The organism is Aquabacter albus, from assembly GCF_040049275.1.
GTDB lineage: Bacteria > Pseudomonadota > Alphaproteobacteria > Rhizobiales > Xanthobacteraceae > Aquabacter.
In genome coordinates this window covers 131,394-148,993 of record NZ_JBDZDT010000007.1, presented here as the reverse complement: position 1 = coordinate 148,993, position 17,600 = coordinate 131,394, and the positions used below count along the sequence as shown (strand labels likewise).

Here is a 17,600-nt window from a genome sequence, read left to right as displayed (position 1 = left end):
GGCCATGGCGCGGACGCTGCAAAATCCCTCCTGGTACCGGGTCGCGAACCTCCGCCCGCGCCTGCGCTCCTACGCGCAGCTCCACCGCCAGCGCTTTCGCGGCGAGGTCTGGTACATCCTCCAGGACCACCAGAGCGGCCGCTTCCACCGCCTGTCCCCCGCCGCGCATCTGGTGGTCTGCCTCATGGACGGGCGCCGCACCGTGCACGAGATCTGGCAGCAGGTGGGAACCCGGCTCGGCGAGGACCAGCCCACCCAGACCGAGGTGATCGGGCTGCTCACCCAGCTTCACGGCGCGGACCTTCTGATGGGGGAAGTGCTCCCCCACATGGACGAGCTGGCGCACCGCTCCCAGAAGCAGGCCGAGCGGGCCATGCTCATGAAGCTGCGCAATCCCCTGTCGCTGAAGGTGCCGCTGCTCGATCCGGACCGCTTCCTCGACCTGACCCTGCCGCTGGTCCGCCCCCTCTTCACGCGGCTCGGCTTCCTCGCCTGGGCCGCCCTGGTGGTTGCCGGCATCGTGCTCGCCACCATGCATTGGGGGGCGCTGACCGGCGACCTTCTGGACCGCCTGCTGAGCGCCCAGAATCTCATCCTCATCATCCTCATCTACCCCGTGGTGAAGGCCATCCACGAGCTGGGGCATGCTTATGCAGCCAAGGTCTGGGGCGGGGAGGTGCACGAGCTGGGCGTGATGCTGCTGGTCTTCGTGCCCATGCCCTATGTGGACGCGTCCTCTTCGGCGGCGTTCCGCGAAAAATGGCGGCGCATCATCGTGGGCGGCGCCGGCATCATGGTGGAGGCGGCGCTGGCGGCTCTCGCCATGATCGTTTGGACGCTGGTGGAGCCCGGCGCGGTGCGGGCCGTCGCCTTCAACGTGATGCTGATCTGCGGCGTCTCCACCGTCGCCTTCAACGGCAACCCATTGCTGCGCTTCGACGGCTATTACGTGCTCGCTGACCTGTTGGAGATGCCCAATCTGGGATCGCGGGCGAACCGCTACGTCTTCTATCTCGTGCAGCGCTACATCTTCCGCATTCCCGACCTGACCTCGCCCGCCACCGCGCGCGGCGAGCCCCTCTGGTTCGTGGCCTATGCGGTTTCCGCCTTCTTCTATCGCCTCCTGGTGATGCTGGGCGTCGCGCTGATGGTGGGGACGAAATTCTTCTTCCTCGGCATCGCGCTGGCCGCCTGGGGCCTGATCAACGGCCTTGTCATGCCCCTCGTCACCGGGCTGCGCTACCTCGCCTTCAGCCCGCAATTGCAGGGCCGGCGCGGCCGTGCCCTCACCTTCACCGCGGCCGTCGTGGGCATCATCCTCGCGGCGCTCCTCGTGGTTCCCGTGCCCTATGCGACCGTGGCGCAGGGCGTGGTCTGGCTGCCCGAGCGGGCGGTGGTGCGGGCCCGCACCGGCGGGGATGTCCGTGCCATCACAGCCAATGCCGGCGAGAGCGTGCGCGAAGGCACGCCGCTGTTCCAGCTGGACGACCCCGAACTTTCCGCCGAGGCCGAGGTGCTGGAGAAGCAGGCGGAGGCGCTGCAATTGCGCCTCGATGCGGTGCGCACCGTCGATCTGGTCCAGGCCAACATCCTTCAGGAGCAGGTGCGGCAGATCCGCGGGGAGCTCGAGGTGAACCGCCAGCGCAACGAGGAGCGCACGGTTACGGCGAGCCATGACGGGCGCTTCCTCGTGCCCGAGGCGTCCGATCTGCCCGGCCGCTATGTGCGCCAGGGGGACATGCTCGGCTATGTGGTCGGGGCCGACGATCCCGTGGTGCGAACGGTGGTGCCTCAGGCCGATGTGGACCTCGTGCGGCGGCGCACCGGTGCCGTCTTGGTGCGCTTCGCCGACAATATCGACCACCCTGTTCCCGCGAGCCTGTCGCGCGAGGTGCCGGCCGCCCAGGAAGACCTGCCGAGCCCGGCGCTCAGCACCATGGGCGGCGGCGAGATCGCCGTCGATGCCTCCAAGCCCGACGCGCCGCGCGCTCTGGAAAGCCTGTTCCAGTTCGAGCTTCAGGTGCCGGGCCTGAGCGCGACGGAGCGGATCGGCGGGCGCGTCTATGTGCGGTTCGACCATGGGTGGGAACCCATCGGCTTCCGCATGGTGCGCGCGCTGCGCCAGCTGTTCCTGCGTGAGTTCAATGTCTGAGCGCGCCCTCTTCGCTTTGCCCCGCCCGGTGGCCTTCGCAGAGCGCCCGCCCGCAGACGACGGCCCGCTCGACCGCATCGCGCGCAACCTTGCGGCCAGCCTCGTGCTCCCCCTCGCCCCCTGGCGGCGCCGGCGGTTGAAGCGCCTTGTGGCCCGGGCCTGCGCCATGGAGGAGGTGCTCCTCGGCGCGAGCGACGAGGCGCTGCGGCTGCGCGCCGGTGAATTGCGGCACCCGCTCCGGCTCAGCGGCGCACGCGAGGTGGCGGCAGTGGCGGAAGCCTTCGCCATCGTGCGCGAGGCGTCCCGTCGGTGCCTCGGCATGGCGCATTTTCCGGTGCAGATGCTGGGCGCCGCGGCGCTGCTGGAAGGCCGCTGCGCCGAGATGCAGACCGGCGAGGGCAAGACGCTCACCGCGACGCTCGCCGTGGTGACCGCGGCGCTCGCCGGCATGCCAGTGCATGTGGTGACGGTGAACGACTATCTCGCCCAGCGCGATGCCGAGCTGATGGCGCCGCTCTACGCCTTCTTCGGCCTGTCGGTGGGCGTCGTGGTGCAGGGCATGTCGCCGGAGGAGAAGCGCCCGGCCTATGCCTGCGACGTGACCTATTGCACCAACAAGGAGCTGGCCTTCGACTATCTGCGCGACCGCATGGCGCTCGGCAACATGCGGGGCAATCTCAGCCTGAAGATGGACCGGCTGCTCGCCGCAGGCCACGACACGCCGCTGCTGCTCAACGGCCTCCATTTTGCTGTTGTGGACGAGGCGGACAGCGTGCTGGTGGATGAAGCCCGCACGCCCCTCATCATCTCCCGCGAGGTGCGGCTGGAGGCGGGAGAAGAGCTGTTCCACCAGGCCCTCGATCTTGCGCGTGCGCTGCGCGAGGGCACCGATTATCAGCTCCGGCTGGACGAGCGGCGCGTCCTCCTGCTGCCGGAAGGCACAAAGCGCGTCCAGGAGCTCGCGGACCCGCTCGGCGGCCCCTGGCGCAGCCGCCTCGAACGGGAGGAGCGGGCGATCCAGGCGCTGACCGCCCTGCTGCTGTTCCATCGCGACGAGCATTACATCGTGCGCGAGGGCAAGGTGGCCATCGTGGACGAATCCACCGGCCGCGTGATGCCCGACCGCGCCTGGAGCGACGGCCTCCATCAGGCCATCGAGGCCAAGGAAGGCTGCGCCCTTTCCGGGGGGCGCGTGACGCTGGCGCGCATGACCTACCAGCGCTTCTTCCGCCGCTATCGCCGCCTCTCCGGCATGACCGGCACGGGCCGCGAGATCGCCGGCGAGTTGTGGCGTGTCTATAGGCTGGCCGTAACGCACATTCCCACCCACCGCCCGCCTTTGCGGCAGATGCGGCCCGATATCGTCTGCGCCACCGAGGCGCAGAAATGGGCGCTGATCACGCGTCTCGTCGAACGGCTCCACGCGGACGGCGTCCCGGTGCTGCTCGGCACCCGCTCGGTCGCGGCCTCCAAGGTCGCGAGCGGGCATCTCGCCGCCGCCGGTTTGCCGCACCAGGTGCTCAACGCCGCCCAGGACCGCGAGGAGGCGGACATCATCGCGGTGGCGGGCGAGCGCGGCCGCATCACGGTGGCCACCAACATGGCGGGCCGCGGCACGGACATCAAACCCGGCGAGGGCGTCGCGGCGCTGGGCGGCATCTTCGTCATCATGTCGGAACGCCACGAGGCGGGCCGCATCGACCGCCAGCTCGCCGGCCGCACCGCCCGCCAGGGACAGCCGGGCACTTTCCAGGCCATCCTGTCGCTGGAGGATGCCATCTTCGAATGGGATCGCGGCGGCTGGCTCCGGCGTTTCGCGGCGCTCGTCTCCGGGCTCGCCGGCGGCGCGGCCTTGCGCTGGTCGGTCCGCGCCGCCCAGCGCAAGGCGGAGCACGTGCATGCGCGCATGCGGCGCGATCTTCTGAACACGGACGAAAGCTTGGATCATGCGTTGGCGTTCACTGGCTCACCGGAATAACCGCATGTGGTGGGCCCTCCCCGCCGCCGTGCTGCTGTCGATGGTCCCGGCGGCCGCGCAGGAGCCGCGCGGCTATGATTGTGTGATCGATCCCTCCGAGGTGCTGAAGATCGGCAGCCCAGTCACGGGCATCCTGGCGGACGTGACCATCGCGCGCGGCGACAAGGTGACGGCGGGCCAGCCGTTGGCGCAGCTGGAATCCGGGGTGGAGCGGGCGACGCTCGCGCTGAACCGCGCAAAGGCGGAGAACCGGGCGGAGATCGATGCCGCGACCGCCAAGGTGGATTATGCGCTCAGCCGCGTGAACCGGGCGAAGGAACTGCTCGACCGCAAGCTCGTGCCGCAGGAAAAATTCGAGGAGATCACCGCCGACCTCGAAGTGGCGCGCCAGGATCTCGCCAGCAAGCAATTGGACCGGCGCCTCGCCGAGCTGGACGCGGCCCGCTCCCGGGCCGATCTCGACCAGCGCGCCATCAAGAGCCCCATCGACGGGGTCATCACCGAGCGCAAGCTCGGGCCGGGCGAGTTCGTGAACCAGGACGGCTACATCGTCACCGTCGCCAAGCTGGACCCGCTGTATGTGGAGGTGTTCCTGCCCGTCGCCCTCTACACCAAGCTGGAGCTTGGGATGACGGGAACGGTCCGCCCCGAGGCGCCCATCGGCGGCGCCTATGCCGCGACCGTCGCCGTGGTGGACCGCGTGTTCGATCCCGCCAGCAATACGTTCGGCGTGCGCCTGAAGCTGCCCAATCCCGGCAACAAGCTCCCCGGCGGGCAAAGGTGCAAGGTCAGCTTCGACCTTCCGGCCATCCCCGCGAGCGACGTGCCACCGGCCACCGGCCGCTCTCCCCTCAGCCGCGCGGCGCCTTAGGGCGCCCGCTTGCCGCGTCCCCCCTCCCGCTTGCGGGGGAGGGTTAGGGAGGGGGAAGGGTGCTCGCCGCAGATCTGGATGCGTTGCTCTGCTTGAAGTGCCCCCTCCCCAGCCCTCCACCGCAAGCGGGAGAGGGGATCCTGTCCGACAGCCGGATCATTCCGGCCTTGCCTTCATAAACCGATCGGTACAGAATAGTCCTATCGGTTTACAAAAGGAGACAGATATGCCCGCACCCATGCCCCCCTTCACGCGGGAGACTGCAATCGTAAAGGTCCGCATGGCCGAGGACGGCTGGAACAGCCGCGACCCGGAACGGGTGTCGAAGGTCTATACGGAAGACAGTCGCTGGCGGAACCGCGCCGAATTCCCGGTGGGCCGCCAGCAGATCGTCGAGTTCCTGACCCGCAAATGGGCGAAGGAGCTGGACTACCGGCTCATCAAGGAACTGTGGGCGTTCGAGGGCAACCGCATCGCCGTGCGCTTTGCCTATGAGTGGCACGACGACAGCGGCCAGTGGTATCGCTCCTACGGCAACGAGAACTGGGAGTTCGATGCGGAGGGCCTGATGCAGCGCCGCTTCGCCTCCATCAACGACATGCCCATCAAGGAAACCGACCGCAAATTCCACTGGCCCCTCGGCCGGCGCCCCGACGACCATCCGGGCCTGTCCGATCTCGGCCTGTAGCCTTCAGACAGGACTTTCATGGTGCGGACCGTCTTCGAGAAGCAGGACGTCATTCCCCTCGTGGCCGAGGTCTTCCGGGAGCTCGGCTATGAGGGCGCGTCCATGAGCGCCATCACGGCCCGCACCAGGCTGTCCAAGGGCAGCCTCTACCACTTCTTCCCCGGCGGGAAGGAGGAGATGGCGGCGGAAATCCTGGCCCATGTGGACGGCTGGTTCGTCACCGAGATGTTCGTGCCCCTGGAACAGGACGAGCCGCGCGCCGCCATCGCGCAGATGTGGGAAGCCACCGACGCCTATTTCCGCTCCGGCCGCCGGGTCTGCCTCATCGGCGCGTTCGCGCTGGATGAAACCCGCGACCGCTTTGCCGCGCCTATCCGGCTGTATTTCCAGCGCTGGATCAAGGCATTGGAAGGCGCGCTCGTGCGGGGCGGGGTCGAGACGGCCCGTGCCCGCCTTCTGGCGGAGGAAGCGGTGGTCGGCATCCAGGGCGCCCTCACCCTCGCCCGCGCGCTCAATGATGATGGAATTTTCGGGCGCACCCTGGCGCAGCTGCAGGCACGCACAGAGGCAAGCTTATCGCTCGATCACTAATTTGTGCGACGCACCAAAACGTCAGCCTCGCGCAAGCTTCAAAATCGATTTGTCACATGCGGACGGTATTCGGCAGCCCATGACGCGCTGGGGGACACCCCATTTCGCGCAGCGGGAGACCCCTCATGCGTCTTGCCGATCTTCCCATCCGCACCAAGCTCGTGTTCGCCGCCGGCGCCCTGACCGCCGCATCCATGCTCGTCGTGGTCGGGGTGTCCCTATGGATCCTTTCCCGCACGGCCACTGCCGATGCGGAAGCGCGCGCCGAGGCGCTGCTCGGCGAATATGCCAAGACCATCTCGGGCGAGATGGAGCGCACCATCTCCACCGCGCGGACCACCGGGCAAGCGGTGGAAGGGCTGGTCGCGCACGGCGACGTCGACCGCGATGCGCTCGGCGCCCTCATGACCAGCATTACCGACAAGAACCGGCAGCTCGTCGGCATGACGCTGGGCTTCGATCCCAACGCGCTCGACGGCAAGGATGCCCAATTCGTCGGCCACCCCTATTCGGACGCCACCGGGCGCTTCGTCCCCTACTTCTTCCATAAGTTGGACGGCAGCATCGGCGTCGAGAAGCTTGTCATGACCAAGGAGGCCGGCACCGAGAGCTGGTACGACAAGCCCATGGCGGAGAACCGCGCGCTCGCGACGCCGCCCTATCACTATCCGGTCGACGGCAAGGACGTGCTGATGACCACCACCAGCATGGTCATCCACCGGGGCAGCACCCCCATCGGCATCGTGACGGCCGACCTGTCCCTCACCGGCATCGCCCAGTTCGTGACCGCGCTCCAGCCGTTCGGTGACGGCAAGGTCTCGCTCGTGGGCACCGGCGACCTGTGGATCGCGCACGAGAACGACAAGCTCCTCGGCAAGCCGGTGGAAGAAGACACCCTAAAGACCCTCATGGGCGGCGCCATCGGCAACGCGATCCCCAGGCTCGATGTGGTCGATGCGAACGGCGTCGGCCATCACGTCATCGCGGGCGCGATCCAGCTTCCGGGGGTTCGGGAGCGCTGGGTGCTGCTGATGAGCATCCCGCAGGCGACCCTTTACGCCACCGTCACCGAGGCGCGGAACAAGCTGCTTCTCGCCGCCGCCGTGACCCTCGTGGTCGTCATGGCGCTGGTCTTCTTCGGCGCCGGCCTCCTCGCCCGCCCCATCTCCCGCATGACGGAGAAGATGCGCGCGCTCGCCGCCGGAGACACCTCCATCGTGGTGGACGGGACCGACCGCAAGGACGAGATCGGCGACATGGCCCGCGCCATCGACATCTTCCGCCTGCATGCCGTGGAGCGCATCACGCAGGAGGCCGAGAAGGAGCGCGAGCGGACGGAGCAGCGCGCGCGCCAGCAGGCGGTGGAGGACATGATCGCCCGCTTCCGCGAAGCCTCCAAGAACATGATCGACCAGGCGAACCGGGCGTCCGACGACCTCAACGCCGTGTCGAGCGAACTGACCGCCTCCGCCACGGCCAGCCGGTCGAGGGCGGATTCCGCCAAGGTGGCCTCCATCCGCGCCTCCACCAATGTGCAGTCGGTGGCCTCCGCCGCCGAGCAGCTCGGCGCCTCCATCACCGAGATTGCCGGGCAGATCGCCCGCACCTCTGCCATGGTCGGCACGGCCGCTGAAGGGGCACGCGGCGCGGACGAGAAGGTGGCGGCCCTCGCGGCGGCGGCCAACCGCATCGGCGAGGTGATCGGCCTCATCGAGGCCATCGCCCAGCAGACCAATCTCCTTGCGCTCAACGCCACCATCGAGGCAGCGCGCGCGGGCGATGCCGGCCGCGGCTTTGCCGTGGTCGCCTCCGAGGTGAAGACGCTGGCGACGCAGACCTCGCGCGCCACCGAGGAGATTGCGGGGCAGATCACGGCCATCCAGACGGAGACCAAGGAGGCCGCCCTCTCCATCCGCGCCATCGCTACCACCATGGAAGAGGTGAACGGGTTCGCCGCCGCCATCGCCGCCGCCATCGAGCAGCAGAGCGCCTCCACGAACGAGATCGTCTCCAACATCGACAGTGCGGCAAGCGGCACGGGCGCGGTGGCCGAGGACATCGCCGAGCTGAACGCGGCCGTGATCGGCACGAATTCTTCCGCGGTGCGCGTGCTCGACGTGTCGCGCACGGTGAACACCGTCACCGACAAACTTGAAGTGGAGATTGACGGGTTCTTGCGGTCGGTCGCAGTGGCCTAGACAGAAACCCTGAAAGGACTTCGTCAGCATTGGGAGAGCATGGGGGTAACATTTACCCTCTTCGACTATCCCAAATGGGTACGAAGGCTCGGGCGACAATTTCCGGTGTCAGGCTTAACTTAGTCCCCATGGCGGCCAAAAGCGGCGCAACAGGGAGGAATGAGTTATGGCGGCGTGGCAACCGGACCCCTCATTCTACCCTTCACCACGCATGGCGGCCAAGGCGCCCCGCGAAGGCCTCGCTTATGTGGCGGCCTTCGATCCCGATCGCAAAAGACCGGACGCCATCGCCGTGGTGGACGTCGACCCCAAGTCCTCGCGCTATTCGCAGATCGTCGGCCAGGTCGAGATGCCGAATGTGGGGGACGAACTCCACCATTTCGGCTGGAACGCCTGCTCGTCCTGCCTGTGCCCGAACGCGCCGCACCCGCACATGGAGCGGCGCTATCTCGTGGTGCCGGGGCTTCGCTCGTCCCGGCTGCATATCATCGACACCAAGCCCGATCCCCGGAACCCGAAGATCGTGCGGGTGATCGAGCCCGAGGAGATCGCCGAGAAAGCCGGCTATTCCCGGCTGCACACCATCCATTGCGGGCCGGAGGGCATCTACGTCAACGCGCTCGGCAATCGCGAGGGCAAGCGGCCCGGCGGGATCTTCCTGCTGGACCCAGAGAGCTTCAACGTGCTCGGCAAATGGGAGATCGACCGCGGGTCCCAGGAGCTGGCCTATGATTTCTGGTGGCACCTCGGCCACGACACCATGGTGACCAGCGAGTGGGGAACGCCTGATACCTTCGAGAACGGCCTCGTCCCGGAAATCCTGCTCGGCAGCAAATATGGGCGCCGGCTGCATTTCTGGGATCTGCACACGCGCAAGCACCTCCAGGAGATCGACCTCGGCGCGGAATACCAGCTCGTGTTCGAGCTTCGGCCCGCCCATGATCCGAGGAAAGCCTATGGATTCGTGGGCTGCGTGATCAGCCTGAAGGACCTGTCCTCCTCCATCTGGACCTGGTACCGCGACGGCGACAAATGGGCGGTCAGGAAGATCATCGACATCCCGGCCGAGCCCGCCGACGCCGACGACCTGCCGCCGCTCCTGAAGGGGTTCAAGGCGGTTCCGCCGCTGGTCACCGACATCGATCTGTCCATGGACGACCGCTTCCTCTACGTGTCCTGCTGGGGCACCGGCGACATGCTGCAATATGACGTGTCGGACCCCATGAGCCCGAAGCTCGCCGGCAAGGTCCGCATCGGCGGCATCGTGGCGAAGGCCACCCACCCGAAAGCGGCGAACGGCGCGCTCAATGGCGGCCCGCAAATGGTGGAGATCAGCCGGGACGGGAAGCGGGTCTATTTCACCAACTCGCTCTACGGCGCCATCGATCCGCAATTCTATCCCGAGGGCATCGACGGCTGGATGGTGAAGCTAGATGTCGGGGAGAATGGCGGCATCGGGTTCGATGAAAAATTCTTCGTCGACTGGCCGAAGGGCCACCGCCCCCACCAGGTGCGCCTGGAGGGCGGCGACTGCTCGTCGGATTCCTATTGCTACCCGTGACGGAGCGGGTGGCGCAGGCGGTGGCGATCCATGACGAACATCTCGCCCTGGCTCGTGCTCGCGGGCCTTGGCGCGTTCCATGGCATCAACCCGGCCATGGGATGGCTGTTCGCGGTCGGGCTCGGGCTCAACCGGCACAGCCGGCGGGTGGTGTGGCTGTCGCTCATCCCCATCGCCGTGGGCCATACGGTTTCGATCGCAATGGTCGTGGCCGCGGTCGTGACCCTCGGGCTGATCGTGGACCCCCGCATTTTGAATCTCGCGGCCGGTGCCATGCTCCTCGGCTGGGCGCTGTACTATGCGCTCTACGGGCACCGCCACCGCGTGCGCGTGGGCATGCGGACGGGCCTTGTGGGGCTCGGGCTATGGTCGTTCATGATGGCCACCGCCCATGGCGCGGGGCTCATGCTCCTCCCCGTGGTCATTCCGCTGTGCCTTTCGGCATCGCCGTCCCATGAGCTGCTGGCGGCGGGATCGCTCCCCATCTCCCTTGCGGCCGTGGCCGTGCATGCGGGCGCGACGCTGGCCGTGACCGCGGCGGTCGCGGGCATCGTCTATGAATGGGCCGGCCTCGCCTTCCTGCGGCGGGGCTGGATCAATCTCGATTTGATCTGGACCGCCGCTTTGGCCGCCACCGGCCTCTTCCTCATCCTGTGAGGATCGGCCCCCTCAGAACGGCGCGATGGCCCCGCTGAGCGCGCCCGCAGCCTCCGCCACCAAAGGCGAGAAGCGCTTGGCGAAGCTCTCCGGGTCCCACTCCGAAAGGGTGCCGGCAATGTGGATCGCGGCCACCGGGCGGGCACGGTGGTCGAGGATGGCACAGGCCACCGCCACTTCGCCGATCAGGCTCTCATCATAGACCAGCGAATAGCCTTCCTTGCGGGCGCGGGCCACCTGGCGGCGGATCTCGGCGGGGTCGGTGATGGTCCTCGGGGTCAGCGCCACGAGGTCGGAGCGCTTCAGGATGCTGTCCACTTCCCCATCCGAGAGCTTCGCCATGATGGCGCGCCCGCCGGAGGAGCAATAAGTGGGAATGCGCCGGCCGATCAGCGTCGCATAGAAGGTCTGCCGCTTGCTCTGGCGACGGATGGCGTAGCAGATGGACAGATCGTCAAAGATGGAAAGATCGACGCGCTCGTGAGAGGTCTGCTGGAGCTCGTTGAGTACCGGCGTCGCCCGCTCGATCAAAGGCCAGCTCCGCAGGAAGTCGAACGAGCGGTCCAGCGCCTTGGGGCCGAGGCAGAAGCCGCGCCCGTCGAGGCCCTTCCTGAGATAGCCGAGCTGGTGCAGCGTATAGGCCATGCGCTGCACCGTGCTCTTGTCCAGCTTCGCAAGGCCGGCGATCTCCTGGAGGCTCATGGGCCCGGGATGCGCCGAGAAGGCTTCGAGCACCGCGATCCCCTTGCCGAGCGAGTTGACGAACTGCCGCGGATCGATCCCCGGAGCCTCTTCCACAGGGGCCTCCTCCGGTGTCGCGAGGGAGTTGACAAACCCACCCAAGGGGCGTTCCTTTCTCATAGAATAAAAACGATCGTATTGTATATCGATACGCAAATATCAGATGGGGACTTTCATGGCAAGCGGTCTCGCTTCAAGCGGGGATGACGTCCCGCTGTTCACGTCCCGGCGTCATTCGGCCGGCACCTCCCGATCCGGGAGGTGGGCACGATGACGGACATCCAGAACACCGAAGCTTCCATCGCCACCCCCGCCCCCGCCGCGCGCGGCATCACGCTGCGGGGCGTGATCGAGAGGTTCGGCCCGTTCATCCTCACGGCCTTCCTCCTGGGCTTCTGGGAATTCGCGGTGCGCTTCTTCAAGGTGCCCGCCTTCCTCCTCCCGGCGCCCTCGCAGATCGCGGTGCTCATGTACAATGAGTGGTCGCTGCTTCAGATGCACGCCACCGCCACCATCACCAGCATGGTCTCGGGTTATCTGTGCGCGGTCTTCTTCGCGCTTCTGGTCTCCTCGATCATGATCCGCTTCCCCCTGGTGGAGAAGTGCGTGATGCCCATCTTCGTGGCGCTCCAGAGCGTGCCGAAGATCGCCATCGCCCCTCTCATCCTGGTGTGGGTGGGCGCGGGCTTCCACTCGAAGCTTCTCGTGGTCACCGCCATCGCCTTCTTTCCCATCGTCATCAACACCATGACCGGGTTCAAGGAAGTGGACCGGGGCCTGCGGGACGTCTTCACCTCGGTGGCGGCCACCGAGCGGCAGATCTTCTTCCAGCTCCGCCTGCCCTATGCCATGCCCTACATCTTCGCCGGGCTGCGCATCGCCACGACCCTGGCCGTGCTGGGCGCCATCGTCGCCGAATATCTCGCGGCCTCGAACGGCCTCGGCTATCTGGTGCTGTCGGGCAGCTTCAACTTCAACACCGCCCGCTCCTTCGCCGCCATCATCTCCCTGGCCGTGATCGGCACGAGCTTCTTCTGGCTCATGTCGCTCATCGAAAGCCGGCTGTCGTGGAAACGGCGGGCGTCCGGCGACCAGACCACCCAGGAATAACAGCCACAGCATAGGAGCAGGTCATGACAGTCATGGATGCAGATCGTGCAGTGGCCGCGCCCGCGGATGTGGGCGCCTCCATCGCCATCTCCAACGTCACGGTGGTCTACGGCGCCGGCGGCACCGAGCCGGTCACCGCGCTGAAGAACATCAACCTCCAGGTAAAGGACGGCGAGTTCGTCTCGCTGATCGGCCCCTCTGGCTGCGGCAAGAGTACCCTTCTGAAGGTGGTGTCCGATCTGATGCGGCCCACCGGCGGCCAGGTGACCATCGCCGGGGCGTCCCCCAGCCAGATGCGCAAGGCAGGCCGGCTCGGCCTTGTCTTCCAGCAGGCCAATCTGATGCCCTGGCTCACCATCCGCCGGAACATCGGGCTGCTGAAATCCCTGGTGAAGGGGCACGGGGGCAAGGTCTCCACCACCGGCGCCTCGGCGGAGGAATTGCTCGATGTGGTGGGCCTCACCGGCTTCGGCGACAAGTTCCCCCACCAGCTTTCCGGCGGCATGCAGCAGCGCGCGGCCCTTGCCCGCGCGCTCGCCCTCGACCCGGCCGTGCTGCTGATGGACGAGCCGTTCGCGGCCCTCGACGAGATCACCCGCGACCGCATGGCCTTCGAGCTGATGCGGGTGTGGCAGCAGTATCGCAAGACGGTGCTGTTCGTGACCCATAGCCTCGGCGAGGCGGTGCTGCTCTCCGACCGCGTGGTGCTCATGAGCCCCCGCCCCGGCCGCATCCACCGCGTCTTCGAGATCGATCTTCCCCGCCCCCGCACGCCGGAGACCCGGCTCACCGAGGGCTTCTCCAAGCTGGTGCTGGAGCTCAACCGCGAGCTCTACGAGGTCATGTCCTGACGCATCCTTCCGATCAAAGGGGCTTTGACGCCATGCAGGCCGTTCCCTCACTGACGGTCGGCGATGATCCGCGCGAGCGCGGGCGCCTCCACGGCGCCCGCTTCGCCGACGACATCGCCTCCAATCTCGAAACCTATCTCCGGCGCTTCGAGGCCTCCGGCCTCGACCGCGACACCGCCTTCCTGGAAGGCAATCGCTGGTTCGCCTCCATCCGGCGGCAGAACGAGGAATATGCCGAGGAGATGCGCGGCATCGCCGAGGGCTCCCGGCATGGGGATCCCGCCATCGCCGTGCTGAATGCGCGCTATGAGCTGGCCTTCACCTTGTTCGGCCAGGATGCGGCGCGCAACGAGGCGCTGCGCAAGGAACTGCTCACCGTCGGCCCCGACGGCTGCACCACGTTCGGCCTCCTCCCCGAGACCACCGCCGATGGCCACACCTGGCTCGGCCAGAACTGGGACTGGCTGGAAGGCGTGCATAACCGCAACCTTGTCCTGCGCGTCCGCCGCAAGGACCGCCCGAGCTTCGTCTGCCTCACCGAGGCGGGCATCGTCGGCGGCAAGATGGGAGTGAACGAAGAGGGCATCGGCCTCGTGGAGAACGGCCTCGCCTCCTCCAATGACGGCGTGAACCCCTATGAGAAGCCGTTCCATATGCGCTGCCGGGAGGTGCTGGACGCGGGGCGCTACGACAATGCGCTGCGCCCCATCGTGGACACCCGCCGCACCTGCTCGGCCAATTTCATGATCGGCCATGCGGACGGCGAGATCATCGACATCGAGACCTCGCCGAACCACCTCACCTATCTCCATCCCGAAGGCGGCGTCCTCACCCATTCCAACCATTTCGTGGGAACGGGCCATGGGGAATCGCAGATGGAGAAGATCGCCCCCAACACGCTCTACCGCTCCTCGCGCATCCGTCGGCTTCTGACGCGCACGGCGGGCGCCATCTCGCTCGACGACATGAAGGCGGCGGCGCAGGACCATTTCGGCTTCCCGAACGCCATCTGCCGGCATCCCGACGAGACCCAGCCGCCCGCCAAAAGGACCATGACCACCGGCGCAGTGCTGATCGACCTCAACACGCGGACCATGCACGTCGCGAACGGCCCGCCCTGCACCTATCCGTACGTGCCGTTCACCATCGATGGGGAGGAATAAGAACATGCATCCGGCCATCCCGGTCCCGCCGACACCCATTACCGAGCGGCCCTTCTCGCGCATGGACGAGCCGTTCCCCTGGCCGAACGGGGCACGCTGCGCGGTCATGCTCACCTTCGACTTCGATGCGGAGACGCTGTGGTTCTCCCGCGATCCCGACAATGCGAGGAAGCCCGGCATCCTGAGCCAGGGCATCTATGGCGGCCGCGTCGGCGTCCATAAGGTGCTGGACCTCATGAAGGAGGAGGAGATCAAGGCCACCTTCTTCACGCCCGGCTGGACCATCGAGCGCTATCCCCAGGCAGTGGAGCGCATCCTCGCCGAGGGGCATGAACTGGGCCACCACGGCTATCTCCACGAATGGATCGACCCGGACTTCCCGGAGCAGGAAGAGGAGGCCATGAACAAGGGCCTCGACGCCATGAAGCGCGTGGTGGGCGTCACCCCCAAGGGCTTCCGCTCGCCGGCGGGCGAATCCAGCCCCAACATGATCCGCATGCTCACGGAAAAGGGCTTCCTCTACGATTCCACCCTCATGGACGGCATCGTGCCCTATCGCCACGAACTGGCTGACGGCACGCCGGGCGTGGTGGAGATCCCCTGGCACTGGTCCATCGACGATTCCCCCATGGCGCTGTTCTCGGTGCGCAATCCGCGCACCATCCAGCCCAACAGCCACATCCTCGAATGCTGGCTCGAGGAATTCTACGAGATCTACCGCTGGGGCGGGCTCGTTGACGTGGTGATGCACCCGCAGATTTCCGGGCGGCCCTCGCGCATCGCCAATCTGCGCAAGTTCATCCAGGAGGTGCGGCGCTTCCCCGGCGTGTGGTTCGCCACCGGCACCGAGATCGCGGAAGCCTATGTGGCGGCGGAAGCCGCGCTGAAGGCCAAGGCCTGACGGGATCAAAAGCACCATGGCTGCACGTCAGATCCGCATCGCGATGAACGGTGTGACGGGGCGGCTGGGCCAGAACCAGCACCTCGTCAATTCCATCCTCGCCATCCGCAAGGAGGGCGGCATCGCCCTCTCCAACGGCGACCGGCTGGTGCCGGAGCCCATTCTTGTCGGCCGCAATGCGGAGAAGCTGGAAAAGCTGGCGGCCGCCCACAATGTGGCCGAATGGTCCACCGACATGGCGGCGGTTCTCGCCGACCCCTCCGTCGAGATCTATTTCGACGTGGCGGCCACCGCCGGGCGGCTTCCCCGCTCCCTCCAGGCCATCGAGGCCGGCAAGCACATCTATCTCGAGAAGCCCATCGCAGACACGCTGGAGGACGCCCTCGCCATCGCCCGCGCGGCGGACAAAGCGGGGGTGAAGAACGGGGTGGTTCAGGACAAGGTGTTCCTCCCCGGCTTCCGCAAGCTGCGCAAGCTGAAGGACGCCGGCTTCTTCGGCCGCGTCCTCTCCGTGAAGCTCGACTTCGGCTGGTGGATCTTCGACGGCGAGATGCACCCCGCCCAGCGCTCCTCCTGGAACTACAAGAAGGCGGAGGGCGGCGGCCTCATCCTCGATATGTTCCCCCACTGGCGCTACATGATCGACGGTCTCGTCGCGCCCGTGACGGCCGTCACCTGCCGCCATTCCACCGTCACGCCGAAGCGCCGCGACGAGGCGGGCCGGCCCTATGACGTGGACGTTGAGGACGAGGTGGCCGCCACCTTCGAACTGGAGGGCGGCGCGTTGGTGCAGGTCTCCTCCTCCTGGGCGACCCGCGTGCGCAAGGACGACATGCTGACCCTCCAGGTGGACGGCACCAAGGGCTCGGCGGTGGCGACCCTGCACCGCTGCTTCATCCAGCCGGAGGTGGCCACGCCCAAGCCCGCCTGGGACGTGCAGACGAAGCTCGACCAGGACCTCTTTGCCCATTGGCAGGAGGTGCCCGACGTAGATCCCTTCAAGAACAGCTATCGCTGCGGCTGGGAGCTGTTCCTGAAGCATGTGGTGGAGGGCACGCCCTTCCCCTCCCCGCTGCTCGCGGGCGCCAAGGGCCTGCAACTGGTAGATGCCTGCTATCGCTCGAACCGCGAGCGGCGCTGGATCGACCTGCCGGAGCTGACGCTCTAGGTCGACACCCCCGGCCTCTCTCCCAGGACCGGTGTGCCAGGACTTTCAAGAGATCCCCGGATCAAGTGCGGGGATGACGGAAAGGGGTGTCGGCGCTGGCGTCAGCGGTCGCCGTCCATCCACTCGGGAAGGTCGCCAGGGCGGCGTTCCCTGGTTCCGCGCACGCCTGTTTTGTCTTCATCGTCGTACCCCGGGCGGTTCTTGTCCCCGGCCGTGCCCACATGCAGCGGGTTCCGGTCGTCAGCCTTGCGTTCTTCATCAGCGGCCCGCGCCGCGCCGGCCTGGGGCACCAGCAGGGCCGTGGCGACGGCATTCTTGTCCATGGTGTCGCGATCGCCCCGTTTGTGGAGGATGCGCACCACATCCTTGCCGTTCTTCGCGGCTTCGATTTTCTTAGGATCGGTCTCCTCACTGAGAGGCGTCAGATCGTTCTTGAACAGAGGCGCGTAGGGATTTTTCCTCGCATTGTTTTCTTCGGCCTTTTGCATCCCGGCCTTTCCCGCCTCCGACCCGGATTTCTCTTCCTTCTTCCTCTCGTCGCTCTTGGTCATTTCAAGCTTCATGGACAACTGGCTGACCTGCCCTTTGATCAGCTTGAGCCTGTCTTCCAGGTCCTTGATGTCGTTCCGCTGATCGGCAGCGGCCCCGCTGTCAGCGGGAACCCCCGCCTGCTTGAGCTCCTCCAGCTGTTTTTCCAATTCCTGCTGCTTGATCTTGAGGGTAACGATCGCAGCCGTGATGTCAGCCTTTCCCGCCGGTCCGGTGGGGGCGGGCGGTTTGGTCGCAGACACGGAAACCATGGCAATCTCAGATAAAAAATACAACTCAGAGTAGGTTCGCAACGGAAGCTGGCCCGAGGCTGACCATTGTCGGCAATGAATCTGCAGGATCAGCGAAGGTGTAGCGAGACACGCCCTTCCCCTCAGCGCCCATCGAGGGCGCAAAGCGGCTGCAATCCGTAGATACCTGC

The 17,600-nt window shown here is 66.7% G+C and carries 15 protein-coding genes; 13 read left to right on the top strand and 2 right to left on the bottom strand.

What is annotated here, in order from left to right; genetic code table 11:
- The first annotated feature begins 4 nt into the window (after positions 1-4).
- The 8 genes from ABLE91_RS18830 to ABLE91_RS18795 all read left to right on the top strand — a co-directional run bounded on the left by ABLE91_RS18830 (position 5) and on the right by ABLE91_RS18795 (position 10,696).
- The gene (locus tag ABLE91_RS18830) at positions 5-2,152 is read left to right on the top strand and encodes a PqqD family peptide modification chaperone (protein ID WP_348933292.1); all 2,148 of its coding nucleotides are present in this window, start codon (positions 5-7) and stop codon (positions 2,150-2,152) included.
- Positions 2,145-4,130 carry a preprotein translocase subunit SecA gene (locus ABLE91_RS18825; RefSeq protein WP_348933290.1) on the top strand — a complete coding sequence of 662 codons (1,986 nt, stop codon included), beginning with the start codon at positions 2,145-2,147 and terminating at the stop codon, positions 4,128-4,130. Before ABLE91_RS18830 ends, ABLE91_RS18825 begins: the two co-directional genes overlap by 8 nt.
- A gap of 4 nt (positions 4,131-4,134) precedes the next feature.
- Positions 4,135-5,001: an efflux RND transporter periplasmic adaptor subunit gene (locus ABLE91_RS18820; protein ID WP_348933289.1), complete on the top strand. Its 867-nt coding sequence runs from the start codon at positions 4,135-4,137 to the stop codon at positions 4,999-5,001.
- 226 nt (positions 5,002-5,227) lie between these two features.
- Positions 5,228-5,689, top strand: a complete 462-nt coding sequence (locus ABLE91_RS18815; protein WP_348933287.1) for a nuclear transport factor 2 family protein — start codon at positions 5,228-5,230, stop codon at positions 5,687-5,689.
- Positions 5,690-5,707: 18 nt separating this feature from the next.
- On the top strand, positions 5,708-6,280 hold the full coding sequence (locus tag ABLE91_RS18810) for a TetR/AcrR family transcriptional regulator (RefSeq protein WP_348933286.1): 573 nt from the start codon (positions 5,708-5,710) through the stop codon (positions 6,278-6,280).
- Between the two features lie 125 nt (positions 6,281-6,405).
- Entirely contained in the window at positions 6,406-8,478 is a 2,073-nt protein-coding gene (locus ABLE91_RS18805) for a methyl-accepting chemotaxis protein (RefSeq protein WP_348933284.1), read from the top strand.
- A gap of 166 nt (positions 8,479-8,644) precedes the next feature.
- Positions 8,645-10,039: a selenium-binding family protein gene (locus tag ABLE91_RS18800; RefSeq protein ID WP_348933282.1), complete on the top strand. Its 1,395-nt coding sequence runs from the start codon at positions 8,645-8,647 to the stop codon at positions 10,037-10,039.
- A 30-nt stretch (positions 10,040-10,069) separates the two neighbouring features.
- Positions 10,070-10,696 (top strand): hypothetical protein, encoded by a 627-nt coding sequence (locus ABLE91_RS18795; protein ID WP_348933280.1) that lies wholly within the window; start codon positions 10,070-10,072, stop codon positions 10,694-10,696.
- 12 nt (positions 10,697-10,708) lie between these two features.
- Here the strand turns inward: ABLE91_RS18795 and ABLE91_RS18790 are convergent, their stop codons facing one another.
- On the bottom strand, positions 10,709-11,494 hold the full coding sequence (locus ABLE91_RS18790; RefSeq protein WP_348933278.1) for an IclR family transcriptional regulator: 786 nt from the start codon (positions 11,492-11,494) through the stop codon (positions 10,709-10,711).
- Between the two features lie 213 nt (positions 11,495-11,707).
- On the opposite strand from ABLE91_RS18790, the gene ABLE91_RS18785 reads away from it, so the two are divergent.
- From ABLE91_RS18785 to ABLE91_RS18765, 5 genes are read left to right on the top strand one after another with little or no spacing between them, the layout of a single operon-like run.
- Positions 11,708-12,547: an ABC transporter permease gene (locus ABLE91_RS18785; RefSeq protein WP_348933276.1), complete on the top strand. Its 840-nt coding sequence runs from the start codon at positions 11,708-11,710 to the stop codon at positions 12,545-12,547.
- Positions 12,548-12,570: 23 nt separating this feature from the next.
- Complete coding sequence (locus tag ABLE91_RS18780) at positions 12,571-13,398, top strand: ABC transporter ATP-binding protein (protein WP_348933275.1); 828 nt, start codon at positions 12,571-12,573, stop codon at positions 13,396-13,398.
- 32 nt (positions 13,399-13,430) lie between these two features.
- The gene (locus tag ABLE91_RS18775; RefSeq protein ID WP_348933273.1) at positions 13,431-14,561 is read left to right on the top strand and encodes a C45 family autoproteolytic acyltransferase/hydrolase; all 1,131 of its coding nucleotides are present in this window, start codon (positions 13,431-13,433) and stop codon (positions 14,559-14,561) included.
- Positions 14,562-14,565: 4 nt separating this feature from the next.
- A complete protein-coding gene (locus tag ABLE91_RS18770) occupies positions 14,566-15,462 on the top strand; it encodes a polysaccharide deacetylase family protein (RefSeq protein WP_348933271.1) in 897 nt (298 codons plus the stop codon).
- A 16-nt stretch (positions 15,463-15,478) separates the two neighbouring features.
- Positions 15,479-16,630: a Gfo/Idh/MocA family protein gene (locus ABLE91_RS18765; protein ID WP_348933269.1), complete on the top strand. Its 1,152-nt coding sequence runs from the start codon at positions 15,479-15,481 to the stop codon at positions 16,628-16,630.
- 101 nt (positions 16,631-16,731) lie between these two features.
- Here the strand turns inward: ABLE91_RS18765 and ABLE91_RS18760 are convergent, their stop codons facing one another.
- A complete protein-coding gene (locus ABLE91_RS18760; RefSeq protein ID WP_348933267.1) occupies positions 16,732-17,430 on the bottom strand; it encodes a hypothetical protein in 699 nt (232 codons plus the stop codon).
- Positions 17,431-17,600: the final 170 nt, after the last annotated feature.